The 14,176-nt window shown below is 73.9% G+C and carries 13 protein-coding genes and 1 pseudogene; 12 read left to right on the top strand and 2 right to left on the bottom strand.

The window, feature by feature from the left end; translation table 11 throughout:
* Positions 1-19: 19 nt before the first annotated feature.
* The 11 genes and pseudogenes from ABZ453_RS19330 to ABZ453_RS19280 all read left to right on the top strand — a co-directional run bounded on the left by ABZ453_RS19330 (position 20) and on the right by ABZ453_RS19280 (position 10,720).
* Entirely contained in the window at positions 20-1,540 is a 1,521-nt protein-coding gene (locus tag ABZ453_RS19330) for an FAD-dependent oxidoreductase (protein ID WP_359016150.1), read from the top strand.
* An 84-nt stretch (positions 1,541-1,624) separates the two neighbouring features.
* Complete coding sequence (locus tag ABZ453_RS19325; RefSeq protein WP_359016149.1) at positions 1,625-2,467, top strand: polysaccharide deacetylase family protein; 843 nt, start codon at positions 1,625-1,627, stop codon at positions 2,465-2,467.
* A 31-nt stretch (positions 2,468-2,498) separates the two neighbouring features.
* Positions 2,499-2,714, top strand: a pseudogene (locus ABZ453_RS19320) (hypothetical protein).
* A gap of 23 nt (positions 2,715-2,737) precedes the next feature.
* Positions 2,738-3,454 carry an aminoacyl-tRNA hydrolase gene (locus tag ABZ453_RS19315; RefSeq protein WP_359016148.1) on the top strand — a complete coding sequence of 239 codons (717 nt, stop codon included), beginning with the start codon at positions 2,738-2,740 and terminating at the stop codon, positions 3,452-3,454.
* Positions 3,451-4,101: a TetR/AcrR family transcriptional regulator gene (locus tag ABZ453_RS19310; RefSeq protein WP_359016147.1), complete on the top strand. Its 651-nt coding sequence runs from the start codon at positions 3,451-3,453 to the stop codon at positions 4,099-4,101. Before ABZ453_RS19315 ends, ABZ453_RS19310 begins: the two co-directional genes overlap by 4 nt.
* A gap of 32 nt (positions 4,102-4,133) precedes the next feature.
* Positions 4,134-4,742: a TIGR03086 family metal-binding protein gene (locus ABZ453_RS19305; RefSeq protein ID WP_359016146.1), complete on the top strand. Its 609-nt coding sequence runs from the start codon at positions 4,134-4,136 to the stop codon at positions 4,740-4,742.
* Positions 4,743-4,891: 149 nt separating this feature from the next.
* Positions 4,892-5,677, top strand: coding sequence for a DUF4142 domain-containing protein (locus ABZ453_RS19300; protein WP_359016145.1), 786 nt, complete (start codon positions 4,892-4,894; stop codon positions 5,675-5,677).
* A 123-nt stretch (positions 5,678-5,800) separates the two neighbouring features.
* A complete protein-coding gene (locus ABZ453_RS19295; RefSeq protein ID WP_359016144.1) occupies positions 5,801-7,204 on the top strand; it encodes a DUF692 domain-containing protein in 1,404 nt (467 codons plus the stop codon).
* A gap of 112 nt (positions 7,205-7,316) precedes the next feature.
* A complete protein-coding gene (locus ABZ453_RS19290; protein ID WP_359016143.1) occupies positions 7,317-8,090 on the top strand; it encodes a DUF4142 domain-containing protein in 774 nt (257 codons plus the stop codon).
* A gap of 100 nt (positions 8,091-8,190) precedes the next feature.
* Complete coding sequence (locus tag ABZ453_RS19285) at positions 8,191-8,952, top strand: TIGR04222 domain-containing membrane protein (protein ID WP_359016142.1); 762 nt, start codon at positions 8,191-8,193, stop codon at positions 8,950-8,952.
* Positions 8,953-9,100: 148 nt separating this feature from the next.
* Positions 9,101-10,720 carry an alpha/beta hydrolase gene (locus ABZ453_RS19280; protein ID WP_359016141.1) on the top strand — a complete coding sequence of 540 codons (1,620 nt, stop codon included), beginning with the start codon at positions 9,101-9,103 and terminating at the stop codon, positions 10,718-10,720.
* Here ABZ453_RS19280 and hemQ read toward each other — a convergent pair whose 3' ends face one another.
* Together hemQ and hemG are read right to left on the bottom strand one after the other, a co-directional pair.
* Positions 10,721-11,452 (bottom strand): hydrogen peroxide-dependent heme synthase, encoded by a 732-nt coding sequence (gene hemQ, locus ABZ453_RS19275; protein ID WP_356761918.1) that lies wholly within the window; start codon positions 11,450-11,452, stop codon positions 10,721-10,723.
* 5 nt (positions 11,453-11,457) lie between these two features.
* Positions 11,458-12,912, bottom strand: coding sequence for a protoporphyrinogen oxidase (gene hemG / locus ABZ453_RS19270; protein ID WP_359016140.1), 1,455 nt, complete (start codon positions 12,910-12,912; stop codon positions 11,458-11,460).
* A 161-nt stretch (positions 12,913-13,073) separates the two neighbouring features.
* Between hemG and ABZ453_RS19265 the strand changes: the two genes are divergently transcribed.
* Positions 13,074-14,063, top strand: a complete 990-nt coding sequence (locus ABZ453_RS19265) for a DUF4349 domain-containing protein (protein WP_359016139.1) — start codon at positions 13,074-13,076, stop codon at positions 14,061-14,063.
* The last annotated feature ends 113 nt before the right edge of the window (positions 14,064-14,176 follow it).

Raw genomic sequence — 14,176 nt, 5'->3', positions numbered from 1 at the left:
GGCTGGGTACCCGGCCGCCATGAACGACGACCAGCACGTCAACGGCTCGTACTGGCTCGAGACCGCCCCAGGCCCCGACCATCCGCCGCTCACCGAGGACCTCACGGTCGACGTGGCCGTGATCGGCGCCGGGATCGCCGGACTGAGCACCGCGTGGGAGCTGGCGCGGGCCGGCAGGTCGGTGGCGCTGCTGGAGGCCGACCGGGTCGCGGCCGGTGTCACCGGCCACACCACCGCCAAGCTCACCGCGCTGCACACGCTGATCTACGACAAGCTGCGCCGCACCCGCGGCCCCGAGGGCGCCCGGCTGTACGCCCGCTCGCAGAGCGAGGCCGTCGAGCACGCCGCCGAGGTCGCCGGGGAACTCGGCGTGGACTGCGAGTGGGAGCGCCGCGACGCCTACACCTATGTCTGCGACGCGGGCCGGGTGGAGGAGCTGCGGGCCGAGGCGGCCGCCGCGAGCGAGGCGGGGCTGCCGGCCTCGTTCACGACGGACACGGGGCTGCCGTTCCCGGTGGCGGGCGCGGTGAAGGTGACCGGACAGGCGCAGTTCCACCCGCGCAAGTACCTGCTGGCGCTCGCCGAGGACCTGGTCCGCCGGGGCGGGCGCATCCACGAGCACACCACGGTCACGGGCCTCGACGAGGGCGAGCCGTGCCGCGTGGCGACCGCGTCCGGTGCGACGGTGACCGCCCGGGACGTCGTGGTCGCCACGCACTACCCGATCTTCGACCGCGCCCTGCTCTTCACCCGTCTCTCCCCGCGCCGCGAGCTGGTCGTCGCCGGGCCGCTCCCCGTCGACCGGGACCCGGAGGGCATGTACATCACGCCGGACGAGGGCACCCGGTCCGTGCGGACGGCACCGCACGGCGAGGACGGCCGGCGGTTCCTGGTCGTCACCGGCGAGCACTTCACGCCCGGCACCGGAGACACCCGGACCCGCTTCGAGCGCCTGACGGCCTGGGCCCGCGACCACTTCCCGGACGCCGACCTCACCCACCGCTGGGCCACCCAGGACAACGACCCCACGGACACGGTGCCCATGGTCGGCCTGCTGCACCCGGGCGCCCGGCACGCCTATGTCGCCACCGGCTTCGGCGGCTGGGGCCTGAGCGGCGGCATCATGGCGGGCCGGCTGCTGAGCGCGCAGATCCTGGGCGAGCCGTGCGCGTGGAGCGAGCTGTACGACCCGCGGCGGCTGCGCACGGCGGTGCGCGAGGCGCCGACGTTCCTCAAGACGCAGGCCGAGGTGGCCCGGCACTTCGTCGGCGACCGGCTGCGTCCGGTACCGCCGCTGGAGTCGCTGCCGCCGGGCGAGGGCGCCGTGGTCCGCGCCGGACACGACCGGGTCGCGGTGTACCGGGACGACGACGGCAGCCTGCACGCCGTCTCCCCGCGCTGCACCCACCTCGGGTGCCTGGTCTCCTTCAACTCCGCCGAACGCGCCTGGGAGTGCCCCTGCCACGGCTCCCGCTTCGACAAGGACGGCAAGGTGATCCAGGGTCCGGCGACCAGGCCGCTGGAGCGCCGGGACATCTGACCGGGTGACCTGACCGAGTGACGCCGGCCCCGAACACCACTGCCATAACCGCACACATAAGACAATCAGCTCTACGTTCGTACGGTGATCGCTCCCGTACGACGTGCCGCCGCCCTCTGCGCCCTCGGCACCGCCCTGACCGCCTGCGGCACCGTCAAGGCCCCGCACGCCGCCCACCCGGCCCCGTCCGCCGGCTCCGCCGCGCCCTCCCGGCCGCCGACCCTGGCCCCCGGCCCGGGCGGCCTGACGCCGGTCTTCAAGAACGGCCCCCGCACCGACGGGAAGATCGTCGCGCTCACCTTCGACGCCGACATGACCGCCGACGAGGGCAAGCGGGCCGCGGCGGGCGAGCGGTTCGACAATCCGCAGCTCGTCGCGACGCTCCGGGCGCTGAAGGTGCCGGCGACCGTCTTCATGACCGGGCGATGGGCCGACGAGTACCCGGTGCAGGCGCGGTCCATCGACCGCGACCCGCTCTTCGAGATCGCCAACCACTCCTACAGCCACTACGCCTTCACCGGCGACTGCTACGGCCTGCCGACCGTCACCGCGGACCGGATGCGGACGGACGTGGAGCGGGCGTACACGGCGTTCCGCCGGGCCGGGGTGAGGGACGCGATGCCGTACTTCCGCTTCCCCGGCGGCTGTTACGACCAGCGGGCCCTCAAGGCGCTGGCCCCCGTAGGCGTCACCGCCGTGCAGTGGGACGTGGTGAGCGGCGACGCGTTCGCGACGGACGCGGACGCGGTGGCCCGGCAGGTCCTGGACGGCGTGCGCCCCGGCTCGGTGGTGGTCATGCACTGCACCCGCAGCGCGGCCCCGGTGACCGAGCGCGCGGTCCGGACGATCGTGCCGGAGCTGCGTGCGCGGGGGTACCGGTTCGTGAAGGTCTCGGAGCTGGTCGGGGACGCGAAGGCACGTCGGTGAGCGACGTCCGCGAGCGACTTACGCTGGAGTCATGAGCGACGAGTACTGCACGATCGCCGACGCCGCCAAGCCGCCGAAGGCCGACGGGCCGCCGTACGCGATGGGGGTCCCCCCGCTCGAACGAAGTTGAGAGTGGGGGAGCGTGCTGTGCCGGGAGCCGACGGAGTACCCGGAGTCGTACAAGGGCATCACCATGTGCCCCGTCTGCGCGTGGCAGGAGGCCCAGCGCGGCGCCTGCTCAGGGTGAGCGGCCCTTTAGAGTTGCCTGGTGTGAGCCCTGATTCGACAGCAACCGGTGACAGTCCCTTCCGGTCCGAGCGCAACGCCCGCGACGAGGCCCCGCAGTTCGTGCTGCCACTCGTCGTGCGGATCGAGAAGGCGGCGCCGCCCGCCCGTACCGACGCCCTGGAGACCGCTGCCCGGGCCGTGCTCGTCATGCTCAGCGATGAGCGGTCCCTGGGGGACGGTGCGTGGGCCCAGGCGATGCGGGAGTGGCAGGACGCGCGGATCCGGAAGGTCGTACGGCGGGCCCGTGGGGCCGAGTGGCGGCGGGCGGAGGGGCTGGACGGGATCACCGTCACCGGGAAGTCCGCCGAGGTGCGGGTCTTCCCGCCGGTACCGCTCGACGGGTGGCCGAAGGACCTGGCCCGGCTGCAGGTGTCCGGCACCGACCTCGACGATCCGGAGGCACCGGCGGAGGCCGACACCGCGCAGCCCGTGCTGTGGCTGAACCCGGAGCTGGACATGTCCGCGGGCAAGGCGATGGCCCAGGTGGGCCACGGCGCCCAACTCGCCTGGTGGGAACTGTCGGACGAGGAACGCGCGGCGTGGCGGGACGCCGGGTTCCCCCTGGCGGTACGGACCGCCGAGCGGGGGCGCTGGGCCGAACTGACCGGCGGCGGGCTGCCGTTGGTGCGGGACGCCGGGTTCACCGAGATCGCGCCCGGCTCGTGCACCGTCGTCGCCGATCATCCGGCCTTGCGATGACACGGCTGGACGGGCGGGTCGAGCGGGGGAACCGGACGCGGCGGTCGGTGCTGGCGCGGACCGTGGAGATCGCTTCCGTGGAGGGGCTGGAGGCGCTGTCCGTCGGGCGGTTGGCGACGGAGCTGGGGCTCAGCAAGAGCGGGGTGTTCGCGCTCTTCGGGTCGAAGGAGGAGCTGCAGCTCGCCACGGTCCGGGAGGCGGGACGGATCTTCGCCGAGCGGGTGGTCCGGGTGGCCGAGGAGCAGCCCGCGGGGGTCGGACGGGTGTGGCGGCTGTGCGAGGCATGGCTGGAGTACTCGCGTGGCCGCGTCTTTCCGGGCGGGTGCTTCTTCTACGAGGTGATCGCCGAGTTCGACGCCCGCTCGGGGCCCGTGCACGAGGCGGTGGCGCGGGCGCAGCGGGACTGGACGGCGTACGTGGAGCGCACGGTCGCCGGCGCCCGGGACGCCGGCGAGCTGCGCGAGGACACCGATGTGCCGCAACTCGCCTTCGAGCTGGTGGCGTTGATGGAGACCGCGAACGGGATCGCGGTACTGCGGGCCGAGGAGACCGCCTATCGCCGGGCCCGGGTGGGGATCGCGGCGCGGCTGAGGGCGGCGGCCGTCGCGCCGGGGAAGATTCCGGAAGCCGACGGTGAAAACAAGTAGCACGACCGTTCGCTTGGTTTTAGGCTCGGCTCATGACTGTCACCGGAGCGGACATCGTCGAGCTGGACCGGATCGCCGTGCGCGAGGCGGTCCGGGTGGTGGATCTGGCGGGGGACGCGGACTGGGGGCGGGACACCCCGTGCGCGGGCTGGACCCTGCGGCGGCTCGTGGCGCACATGGCCGCGCAGCACCACGGGTTCGCGGCCGCCGCGCGGGGTGCGGGGCAGGAGGCCGAGCGCCGGCGGGAGCCGGCGGACATGGACGATCCGGCGGGAGCGCACCGGGCGGCCGCGGCGGACGTGCTCGGCGCGTTCGGCGAACCGGGCGTGGAGCAGCGGGAGTTCGTGCTTCCCGAGCTCGGCGGAAGCTTCCCCGGACGGATCGCGGTCGGCTTCCACTTCGTCGACTACGTGGTGCACGCCTGGGATGTCGCGGCCGCGCTCGGCGCGGCCGTGGAACTGCCCGACGAGGTGCTCGGCGCCGCGCTCGCCGTCGCCCGGCGCGTGCCCACCGATCCGGCGCGACGAGGACCGGGGTTCGCGTTCGCGCCGGTGGTCCGGGGGCCGGAGGGAGCGGGGCCGCTGGAGGAGACGCTGCGGTTGCTGGGGCGGACGCCGGAGGTGTGGACGAAACGGGACTGAGCGGCCGTATCGCTTTACCAGTCGTTTAGTTATTTGGCCGTCGCTTGAACAACCGGGGCCACCCCCGCGTACCTCCTGTCACCGGCGCCCGGTCAACTTCCCCGCGCCGTGGACCAGTTGGTTTCACCCGGGAGGGACCTTTGCAGCGCATGCGGATCAATGGCACGGCCTTCCTCGTCGCGGCCCTCGTCGCCACCGTCGGAGCGATCGCGTTCCCCGTGTGGTCGTACGCCGACCGGTCGGGCACCGGTCAGGCGAACGTGGCGGCGGGGACCGTGAACACCCAGTGGGGCCCGCTCACCGCCGCCGACCGCGATCTGATCGTGCGGGTGCGGCTGGCCGGTCTGTGGGAGCTGCCGGCCGGGCAGCAGGCCCTGGAGCGCGCGCCGAGCCAGGCCATCAAGGAGGCCGGCGACCATCTCATCGTCGGCCACACCGACCTCGACAAGCGGGTCCGGATCGTCGCGGCCCAGCTGGGCGTCGCCCTGCCGAACCAGCCGAACGAACAGCAGCAGGGCTGGCTGCAGGAGATGTCGGCGGCGAGCGGCGCGGAGTACGAGTACAAGTTCGTGAACCTGCTGCGGTCCGCTCACGGCAAGATCTTCCCGGCGATCGGCACGGTCCGGAACACCACCCGCAACACCCTCGTACGGCAGCTGGCCTCGGACGCCAACCAGACCGTGCTCGACCACATCACGATCCTGGAGAAGACCGGCAAGGTCGACTTCGACGCCATCGCCAACGACGCGGTGGCCGGGACGACCGCCAGCCCGACGGGACCCGCGGCCCCCGTGCCCGGCCAGGTCGCGCCCTCGGCGCCCGCCGCCGAGGGCGGCGCGAACCTGCCGACGACGTCCAGCCCCTCGCCGGGCGCGCCCGGCACGGTCAACACCGGGCGGCCGGACCCGGTGGACACGGCGGGCGTCCTCGGGTGAGCCGGGCGGGACGCGAGGAACCTCAAATGTTGCTCTGAAGGTGTGGGGCGCGCGGTTCGGGGCGGGATGCCGGGGCCATACCCCCGTCACGTTCTTCGGGGAGACGGCAGGGAGGGGACGACCATGGAGCGACTGGGCACGGGCATCGGGTGGCGGCCGGAGATCGCCGACGCCGTGGAGCGGATGCCGGGCATCGACTGGGTCGAGGTCGTGGCCGAGAACATGTGCCCGGGGCACCTCCCGGAAGCGCTCCAGCGGCTGCGGGAGCGTGGCGTGACGGTGGTCCCGCACGGTGTCTCCCTCGGCCTGGGCGGGGCCGACCGTCCCGACGCGGGCCGGCTGACCGCGCTCGCCGAGCGGGCGGAGGCGCTTCGGTCGCCGCTGGTCACGGAACACATCGCCTTCGTCCGGGCTGGCGGACCGCTCACGGCGTCCCCGTCGCTGGAGGCCGGGCATCTGCTGCCCGTCCCGCGCACCCGGGACGCCCTCGACGTGCTGTGCGAGAACGTCCGCGTCGCGCAGGACGCGCTGCCCGTGCCGCTCGCCGTGGAGAACATCGCCGCGCTGATCTGCTGGCCGGGCGAGGAGATGACGGAGGGGCAGTTCCTCTACGACCTCGTCGACCGGACCGGGGTGCGGCTCCTCATCGACGTGGCCAACCTGCACACCAACCAGGTCAACCGGGGCGAGGACCCGGCCAAGGCCCTCGCCGAGCTCCCCGTGGAGGCCATCGCGTACGTCCACGTCGCGGGCGGCTTCGAACGCGACGGGGTCTGGCACGACAGCCACGCCCACCCGGTGCCGGAGGCGGTCCTGGACGTCCTGACCGACCTCGCGTCCCGGGTGCGCCCGGCGGGCGTGCTGCTGGAGCGGGACGAGAACTTCCCCGAGCCGGGAGTGCTGGAGGGGGAGCTGGCCGCGATCCGGGCGGCCGTGGAGAAAGGACGGGCGGCGGGCGGCGAGCCGGCGCGGGCGGTGCGAAGGGAGGTGGCGGCGACCGCGGCGGGCACCGGGACAGTGACAGCGGCAACCACCGAGGAACCCCCGACCGCCGCCCCCTCCCCCGTTGCCGCCGCTCCGACTCCGCCTCCCGCCGCCCCCTCGGGTGGCGCCGACGGCGCCCGGCAGCGGCTCGCGCTCGCTCAGGCCGCGCTGCTGTCCGCGCTCGTCGCCGGGACGCCCGTGCCCGAGGGGTTCGACCGGGGGCGGCTCGGGGTGCAGGCGCGGGCGCTTGCCGGGAAGCGGGCCGATGTGGTGGGGAAGGTCGCGCCCGAGTTGCCGGGGATTCTCGGCGAGGCGTACCGGGCGGCATTTCTCGCGTACGCGCACGGCCACCCCATGACCGGCGGCTACCGCCGGGACGCGTTGGACTTCGCCGAGCATCTGCTGCTGTCGGGGCGGCTCGCGGAGGGGCGGGTGCAGCGGGAGCTGCGCGGCTGGTGGCTGGAGCGGTCGGGGCCGGTGCCGCCCCGGTCCGGGCGGGGGCGGGTGGCCCGGGTGGCGCGGCGGGTGCTGTCGCACCGCTGAGCGGCGAGTGTGGGATACGCCTCCTCGCGGCATCGGTGCCCGCACCACGCAGTAACATGCCAGTCCCGCACTCACAACCGACCAGCGTGCGGTGCCGCAGGCAGGAGGCACCATGCGACCGAGACCCCCCATCAAGGGCCGGGGCATCGTCAGTGGAACCGGCGTCATCGTCACCGGTCTGCTCGCGACCCTGCTCGCACTGATCTTCCCGATCTGGTCCTACGCCGACCGGTCGGGAACCGGTGTGAGCGTGCTGAACGCCCAGACCGTCGCCACCAACTACGGCCCCCTGTCGGGCCTCGACCGCGACTTCCTCACCAGGGTCCGCCAGGCCGGCCTGTGGGAACTGCCCGCCGGCCAGGAGGCCGAGCAGAAGGGCACCACCCAGGCCGTACGGACGGCGGGGCAGCACCTCGTCCAGGGCCACACCTTCCTCGACCAGCGGGTCCGGGACGTCGCCGCCAAGCTCGGCATCGAGCTGCCCAACGAGCCCACCGGCCAGCAGCGGCAGTGGCTCACCACCCTGAACGGGGCGCAGGGCGTGGAGTACGACCACGACTTCGTGAACATCGCGCGGCTGGCGCACGGCAAGGTGTTCTCGCTGGTCGCCCAGGTCCGCGCGACCACCCGTAACTCGCTGGTGCGCGCCCTCGCGGACGACGCCAACACGACCGTGCTGGACCACATCAGGGTCCTGGAGGCGACGGGCGACGTCGACTGGGACGCCCTGGCACGGAACATGGCCGCCGCGAGCACTCCCCCGCTGGTCAACTCCCCCGCCCCGCCCGGCCCCACGACGGACCCGAGCCCGGCCGTCCCGGTCGCCCCCACGCCGTCCGCGACCTACTCGCTGCCGCCGGCCGCCTCCAGCCCGCCTCCGCAGTAGTCCCGTTCAGGACAAGCGGAACGTCACAGGCAGACAACGCTCCGTCCGGATTGTGAACAAGGCATGGCGCCCGAGAGGGCCTTTGGCATAGAAACGCGGCATGTTCTGGGTCCTCCTCCTGCTGCTGGCCTGGGCCGTCGCCGGCACGGCGTGTACGCGGCTGTGCCTGGCCGCCGTACGCGCGGCGGCCGTCGACACGGACCCGGTCCAGCGTGAGCTGACGCTCTACGAGGCCGCGTTCCTCTCCGGCGGTCCGCGCCGGGTCGCCGATCTGACCATGGTCTCCATGGCCCGGCAGCGCCGGCTGCTGCTCGCCCACACCGGCTGGGCGACGGTGGTCGACCCGCGGGGACGGGACGAGATCGAGCAATCGGTCATCGGAGCCATCGGGCCCGAGGGGCAGAACCGCATCGCCCCGGTCCGTGCCGCGGCGGCCGCCGCGGACGCGGTGGGCAGCCTGGGCGACCGTCTCGTCCGCGCGGGACTGGCCGTGCCGGCCGGCGCCCGGACCACCGTCGCGGCCGCGGTGCGCCAGGTGCGGCTCGCCGTGCCGGCGGTCCTGGCCCTGGGCGCGACCGCGCTGCTGGCCCCGGCCCAGCCGGCCATGTCGCGGGGTCTGGTCGCCCTGTGGTTCGCGCTGCCGCTCGCCCTGAGCCTGAGCTGTCTGGCCATAGCCCGCGTCGAGGCGCATCCCTACTCCCGCTGGGCCTCCCCGGCCGGTCAGCGCCTGCTGGGCACCCTGGCCCGGCGCCCCTCGGACGGCGACGACCGAACGTACCTCACCTGTGTCGCCGTCCGCGGAGTCCACGCGGTCGGCGAACCGGACCTGCGCGCCGCCTTCGCACATCGCGACCGGGTCTAGGGCTGCCCCAGGACGGTCTTTCGGGTGTGAGCCGTGTGCCGGGGGCGCACGGGGGGCATTGGGGCGACACCGCCGGACGGTGCTTGCCTTCGGCGGGGGGCGAACGAGACTTCCCTTTTGTCGCCGCCGTGCACCGAAGGGATACTCGATGAGAGCAGCCGCCCTCTACTCGGCCGCCGGATCCTTGCTCCTGACCGCCCTCGCCACGGCCCCGGCCGACGGCGCCCCCGGTACCCCGGGCACGGCCGAGCTGCGCGGCACGGCGGTGGCCGCCGCGCGGGCCCGGGCCGCCGGTGTCGACTTCGGCGCGTGCTCGAACGCGCAGGACATGCCGGGCAGCCTGGAGTGCGGCACGGTCTCCGTCCCGCTGGATTACGCGGACCCGGGCGGGCGGCAGATCAAGCTGACCGTCAGCCGGGTGCGGGCCACACACCGCGACCCGCACAACAGCAAGCGCCGGGTGCCCGGGCAGGGCGCCCTGGTCTACAACCCCGGCGGGCCCGGCGGCGACGGACTGTACTTCCCGCTCGTCGGCCTGCTGCCGCCGTGGAAGGGCATCGCCGGCGCCTACGACCTCGTCGGCTACTCCCCGCGCGGCGTGGGCCGTTCGGCGCCCCTGTCCTGCGGGGACCCCAAGCGCTTCTTCAAGGGGCCGTCCCTGGCGCCGACGCACCCCTCGCAGTCGTACAAGAGGGAACGCGTCGCGCGGGCCAAGGCGTACGCGCGCGGGTGCGCGCGGCGGGCCGGTACGGCGCTCGGCCACTACACCTCGCTCGACAACGCCCGCGACCTGGACGTGCTGCGGGCGGCGCTGGGCGAGGAACGGCTGACGTTCATGGGGTCGTCGTACGGCACCTACCTGGGCGCGCTGTACGCCACGCTGTTCCCCTCCCATGTGCGCCGGATGGTGTTCGACGCGGCGGTGAACCCCGATCCGGAGCAGGTCTGGTACCGCAACAACCTCGACCAGTCGGCCGCGTTCGAGGAGCGCTGGGCGGACTTCCGGGAGTGGATCGCCGAGCACGACGACGTGTACGGGCTCGGCGGCACGGCCGAGGCGGTGCGGCTCAGCTACGACCGGGCGAGCGCGCGGCTGGCGGCCGAACCGGCGGGCGGCAAGGTGGGGCCGGGGCAGCTGCAGGGCGCGTTCCTGACGGCGGGCTACTACGACGACTTCTGGCCGCAGCGGGCCGAGGCGCTGTCGCGGTACCTGAAGGGCGACCCGAAACCGCTGATCGAGCAGGCGTCCCCGGTGGTGGAGGCGGCGGCCGAGGTGGAGAACACCAACGCGGTCTACACGGCCGTGGAGTGCAACGACGCGCCCTGGCCGACGGACTTCCGGGTCTGGGACCGGGACAATACACGGCTCGCGCGGGTGGCGCCGTTCGAGACGTGGGACAACGTGTGGACCAACCTGCCCTGCGCGTACTGGCCCGCGCCGCGGCAGCGGCCGGTCGATGTGCGGACGGGTCCCGGTGAGGTGCCGGCGACGCTGATCCTGGCCGCGGAGCGGGACGCGGCGGCGCCCTACCAGGGGGCGCTGGAGTTGCAGCGGAGGCTGTCGGGGGCGGTGCTGGTGACGGAGCGGGACGCGGGGACGCACGGCATCGCGGGCGGACCGAACCGGTGCGTCAACGCCTATCTGGACGCCTACCTGCTTCAGGGGCGGCTGCCGCGACGGCACGCGGCCTGCGCCCCGCACGCCGCCCCCGAGCCGACGAGGCCGGACAGCCGCTCCGCGACGGCCCGGCCCGCGGTGGGACGCTGATCAGGCGAGGCCGGCGATCAGCTCGGCGACGTCCTTGCGGCGGCCCGTGTAGAACGGGATCTCCTCGCGGACGTGCCGGCGGGCCTCGGAGCCGCGCAGGTGGCGCATGAGGTCGACGATGCGGTGCAGCTCGTCGGCCTCGAAGGCGAGGATCCACTCGTAGTCGCCGAGGGAGAACGACGCGACCGTGTTGGCGCGGACGTCGGGGAAGCCGCGGGCCATCTTGCCGTGGTCGGCGAGCATACGGCGGCGGTCCTCGTCCGGCAGCAGGTACCAGTCGTAGGAGCGCACGAAGGGGTAGACGCTGACGTAGTTGCGGGGCGTCTCGTCGGCGAGGAACGCGGGGATGTGCGAGCGGTTGAACTCGGCGGGGCGGTGCAGCGCCATGTTCGACCAGACCGGCTCCAGGGCGCGGCCCAGCCTGGTGCGGCGGAAGAGGTTGTACGCCTCCTGCAGCTGGTCGCTGGTCTCCGCGTGCCACCAGATCATGAGGTCGGCGTCGGCGCGCAGCCCCGAGACGTCGTAGGTGCCGCGGACGGTCACGTCCTTGGCGGCGAGCTGGTCGAACAGCTCCTGGACCTCGTCGGCGTAGCCCGCGCGGTCCTCGGGCAGCACGTCCTTCAACTTGAAGACGGACCACAGGGTGTAGCGGATGACCTCGTTGAGGTCCTTGGCCAGCTTGCCCTTGTTGGGGATCCTGGCGGCCTCGGTGGTGGGGGCGTCGTCACTCATGTCCCTCATTCTCCTGCTCCGCCGTGCAGCGACTGCACCGGGTTGGCGGTGAGCTGCTGCACACCGGTGAGGTCGCCTTCCAGCTGATCCACGGCCGCGTACGCACTGGCGACGCAGGCCGGGATGCCGACGCCGTCGTACTGCGCGCCGCAGACGGCGAGGCCGGGGAGCTTGGCGATGTGCTCGCGGATGCGGGCCACGCGCGCGTGGTGGCCGACGGGGTACTGGGGCAGGCCGTCGGTCCAGCGGGTGACGCGGGTTTCGAGCGGGGTGGCGTCCAGGCCGGTGGCGGCCCTGAGGTCGTGGCGGGAGACGTCCACCAGACCGGCGTCGTCGCGCTGAAGGATCTCCGTCTCCCCGTACCGGCCGACGGAGGTGCGCAGGACCAGGACGTCCGGGTCCTCCTCGGCGATCCAGCCCCACTTCTGGGAGGCGAAGGTGGACGCCTTGATGGTGCGGCCGTCGACCGGCGGCACGAGGAAGCCGCTGCTGCCTGCCGGGAGGGCGGTGTCTGAGCGGCGGTAGGCCAGGGTGACCAGGGCCATGGAGGCGTACTCGACGGCGGCCAGCTCGGCGGCGGCCTCGGGGGCCTCGCCGCGCAGCAGGCCGGCCGCGGCCGGGGCGGGGACGGCGACGATCACGGCGTCGGCGTGCAGGACGCGGTCGCCCGCGACCACCCGCCAGCCGCCGGACGCGTCACGGCGCAGCTCCGTCACCGGGGCACCGGTGACGATCTCGCCGCCCCGCGCGCGCACCGACTCGGCGACGGCGAGCGGGAGGGATCCGATACCGCCCTCGATGCCCATGAACACGGGCCCGGCCTGCTGACCGGCCGCCGCCTTCGCCTGGATCTCGCGGACGCCCTCGGTCAGCGAGGTGTGCGTCCGCGCGACCTGGAAGAGCTGCGGCACCGCCGAGCGCATCGAGATGCGGTACGCGTCGCCCGCGTACACACCGCCCAGCAGCGGCTCCACGAGACGGTCGACGACCTCGCGGCCGAGCCGCGCCGCCACGAACTCCCCGACGGCCACGTCGTCGCCGACCTCTGTGCGCGGCAGGTCGGCGTCGCGCCCGATGCGGGCCAGGCCCTCGTCGGAGAGGACGCCCGCGAGCGAGTCCGCGGTGCCCGGTACGCCCATCACATGGCCCTTGGGCATGGGGCGCAGGGCGCCGCGGGTCCACAGCGAGGCCGACGCGGTGACCGGTGGCTGGAGGCGGTCCGTGAGCCCCACCTCGCCGGCCAGCCCGACCGCCTCCGGTCTGCGGGCCAGCATCGACTCGGCGCCGAGGTCGACGCGCACACCGGCGATCTCCCCGGGCAGCAGCTTGCCGCCGACGCGGTCCGACGCCTCCAGCACCGTCACACCGGCGCCCCGCCGCAGCAGCCGGTGGGCCGCGGCCAGTCCGGCGACACCGGCTCCGACGACGACCACCCGGGTGCCGGCACGTGATCCGTTCATGGCTCCACTGTCTCAGACGCAACTGACAGTCGTGCCAGGGCCCATGTGGCCCCACCGAGTCCCGACCGTGACCGCATCGGGACCACCGGAGCCCAACGTCCCGCGCCCTTCCGGCGTCGAAGGAGCGTCAGTCGTCACGACCCTCGGGGGGGTACACCCACATGCGCGCACGACGTTCCGTACGACCTGTCCAGGCCCTGGCCGGACTCCTGCTGGCCGCGGCACTCGCCCTGACCGGATGCAGTTCCGCGAGCGACTCGGGCAGCTCCGCCTCCGACAAGGGTGCCGCCGCCCGGGGCGACGCGAAGGCGGCCGCTCCGGGCGGCGCGAAGGACGCGGGCGGGGCGGAGGCGACGAGCGGCACCAGGCCCCGGGCGCCGAAGCTCACCGCGAGCAGCATCATCCGCACCGCCTCCCTGACCGTCCAGGTCAAGGACGTACCGAAGGCCCTCGACAGGGCGCGGACCACCACCGAGAGCGCGGGCGGCTACGTCGGCGACGAGACCACCAGCCGGGACCCGGAGGGCCGCGAGCACACACGTGTGGTGCTGCGGGTGCCCGTGGACCGCTACGACCAGGTGCTCGCCGACCTCCAGGGCACGGGCAAGCTGATCGACCGGACGGCGAAGGCCGAGGACGTCACCGACCAGGTCGTCGACGTCGACAGCCGCGTGAAGTCGCAGCGGGTCAGCGTCGCCCGGGTCCGCGAGCTGATGGACCGGGCCACCAGGCTGAGCGATGTCGTCGCCCTGGAAGGCGAGTTGAGCAGCCGGGAGGCCGATCTGGAGGCGCTGCTGGCCCAGCAGGCGTCGCTGAAGGACCGCACGAGCATGGCCACCATCACGCTGTCCCTGTCCGAGACGCCGGTGAAGGCGGCCGCGAAGGACGACGACCCCGGCTTCCTGGACGCGCTGGCGGGCGGCTGGCACGCCTTCGTGACGATGCTGCGGTGGCTGGCGGTGGCCTTCGGCGCGGTGCTGCCGTTCGCCGCGGTGGCCGTCCTGCTCGCCCTGGCCTGGCTGCGGCTGGTGCGGCCCCGGCTCCCGCACCGCCCGGCCACCGCACCCACGACGAGCGCCCTCGGCCCACTTCCGACGACCCGTCCGGCCCCGGAGGCCACAAGTCCGCGCGAGGAGGGCCGACAGGACTGAAATTCCCTGCGCCCGTAGCGGTGGCCTTCGGCGCGGTGCTGCCGTTCGCCGCGGTGGCCGTCCTGCTCGCCCTGGCCTGGCTGCGGCTGGTGCGGCCCCGGCTCCCGCACCGC

Origin of the sequence: Streptomyces sp. NPDC005799, from assembly GCF_040630525.1 — a bacterium.
Lineage (GTDB): Bacteria > Actinomycetota > Actinomycetes > Streptomycetales > Streptomycetaceae > Streptomyces > Streptomyces griseorubiginosus_B.
Note: the sequence above shows the minus strand (reverse complement) of the source record. Positions and strands in the feature narration are given on the sequence as shown.

Excerpts from the sequence above, each read along its gene's own strand:
- ABZ453_RS19280 (WP_359016141.1), top strand. The coding sequence starts at position 9,101 with ATGAGAGCAGCCGCCCTCTACTCGGCCGCCGGATCCTTGCTCCTGACC.
- ABZ453_RS19290 (WP_359016143.1), top strand. The coding sequence starts at position 7,317 with ATGCGACCGAGACCCCCCATCAAGGGCCGGGGCATCGTCAGTGGAACC.
- hemG (WP_359016140.1), bottom strand. The coding sequence starts at position 12,912 with ATGAACGGATCACGTGCCGGCACCCGGGTGGTCGTCGTCGGAGCCGGT.
- ABZ453_RS19295 (WP_359016144.1), top strand. The coding sequence starts at position 5,801 with ATGGAGCGACTGGGCACGGGCATCGGGTGGCGGCCGGAGATCGCCGAC.
- ABZ453_RS19300 (WP_359016145.1), top strand. The coding sequence starts at position 4,892 with ATGCGGATCAATGGCACGGCCTTCCTCGTCGCGGCCCTCGTCGCCACC.
- ABZ453_RS19305 (WP_359016146.1), top strand. The coding sequence starts at position 4,134 with ATGACTGTCACCGGAGCGGACATCGTCGAGCTGGACCGGATCGCCGTG.
- ABZ453_RS19330 (WP_359016150.1), top strand. The coding sequence starts at position 20 with ATGAACGACGACCAGCACGTCAACGGCTCGTACTGGCTCGAGACCGCC.
- ABZ453_RS19310 (WP_359016147.1), top strand. The coding sequence starts at position 3,451 with ATGACACGGCTGGACGGGCGGGTCGAGCGGGGGAACCGGACGCGGCGG.
- hemQ (WP_356761918.1), bottom strand. The coding sequence starts at position 11,452 with ATGAGTGACGACGCCCCCACCACCGAGGCCGCCAGGATCCCCAACAAG.
- ABZ453_RS19265 (WP_359016139.1), top strand. The coding sequence starts at position 13,074 with ATGCGCGCACGACGTTCCGTACGACCTGTCCAGGCCCTGGCCGGACTC.
- ABZ453_RS19285 (WP_359016142.1), top strand. The coding sequence starts at position 8,191 with ATGTTCTGGGTCCTCCTCCTGCTGCTGGCCTGGGCCGTCGCCGGCACG.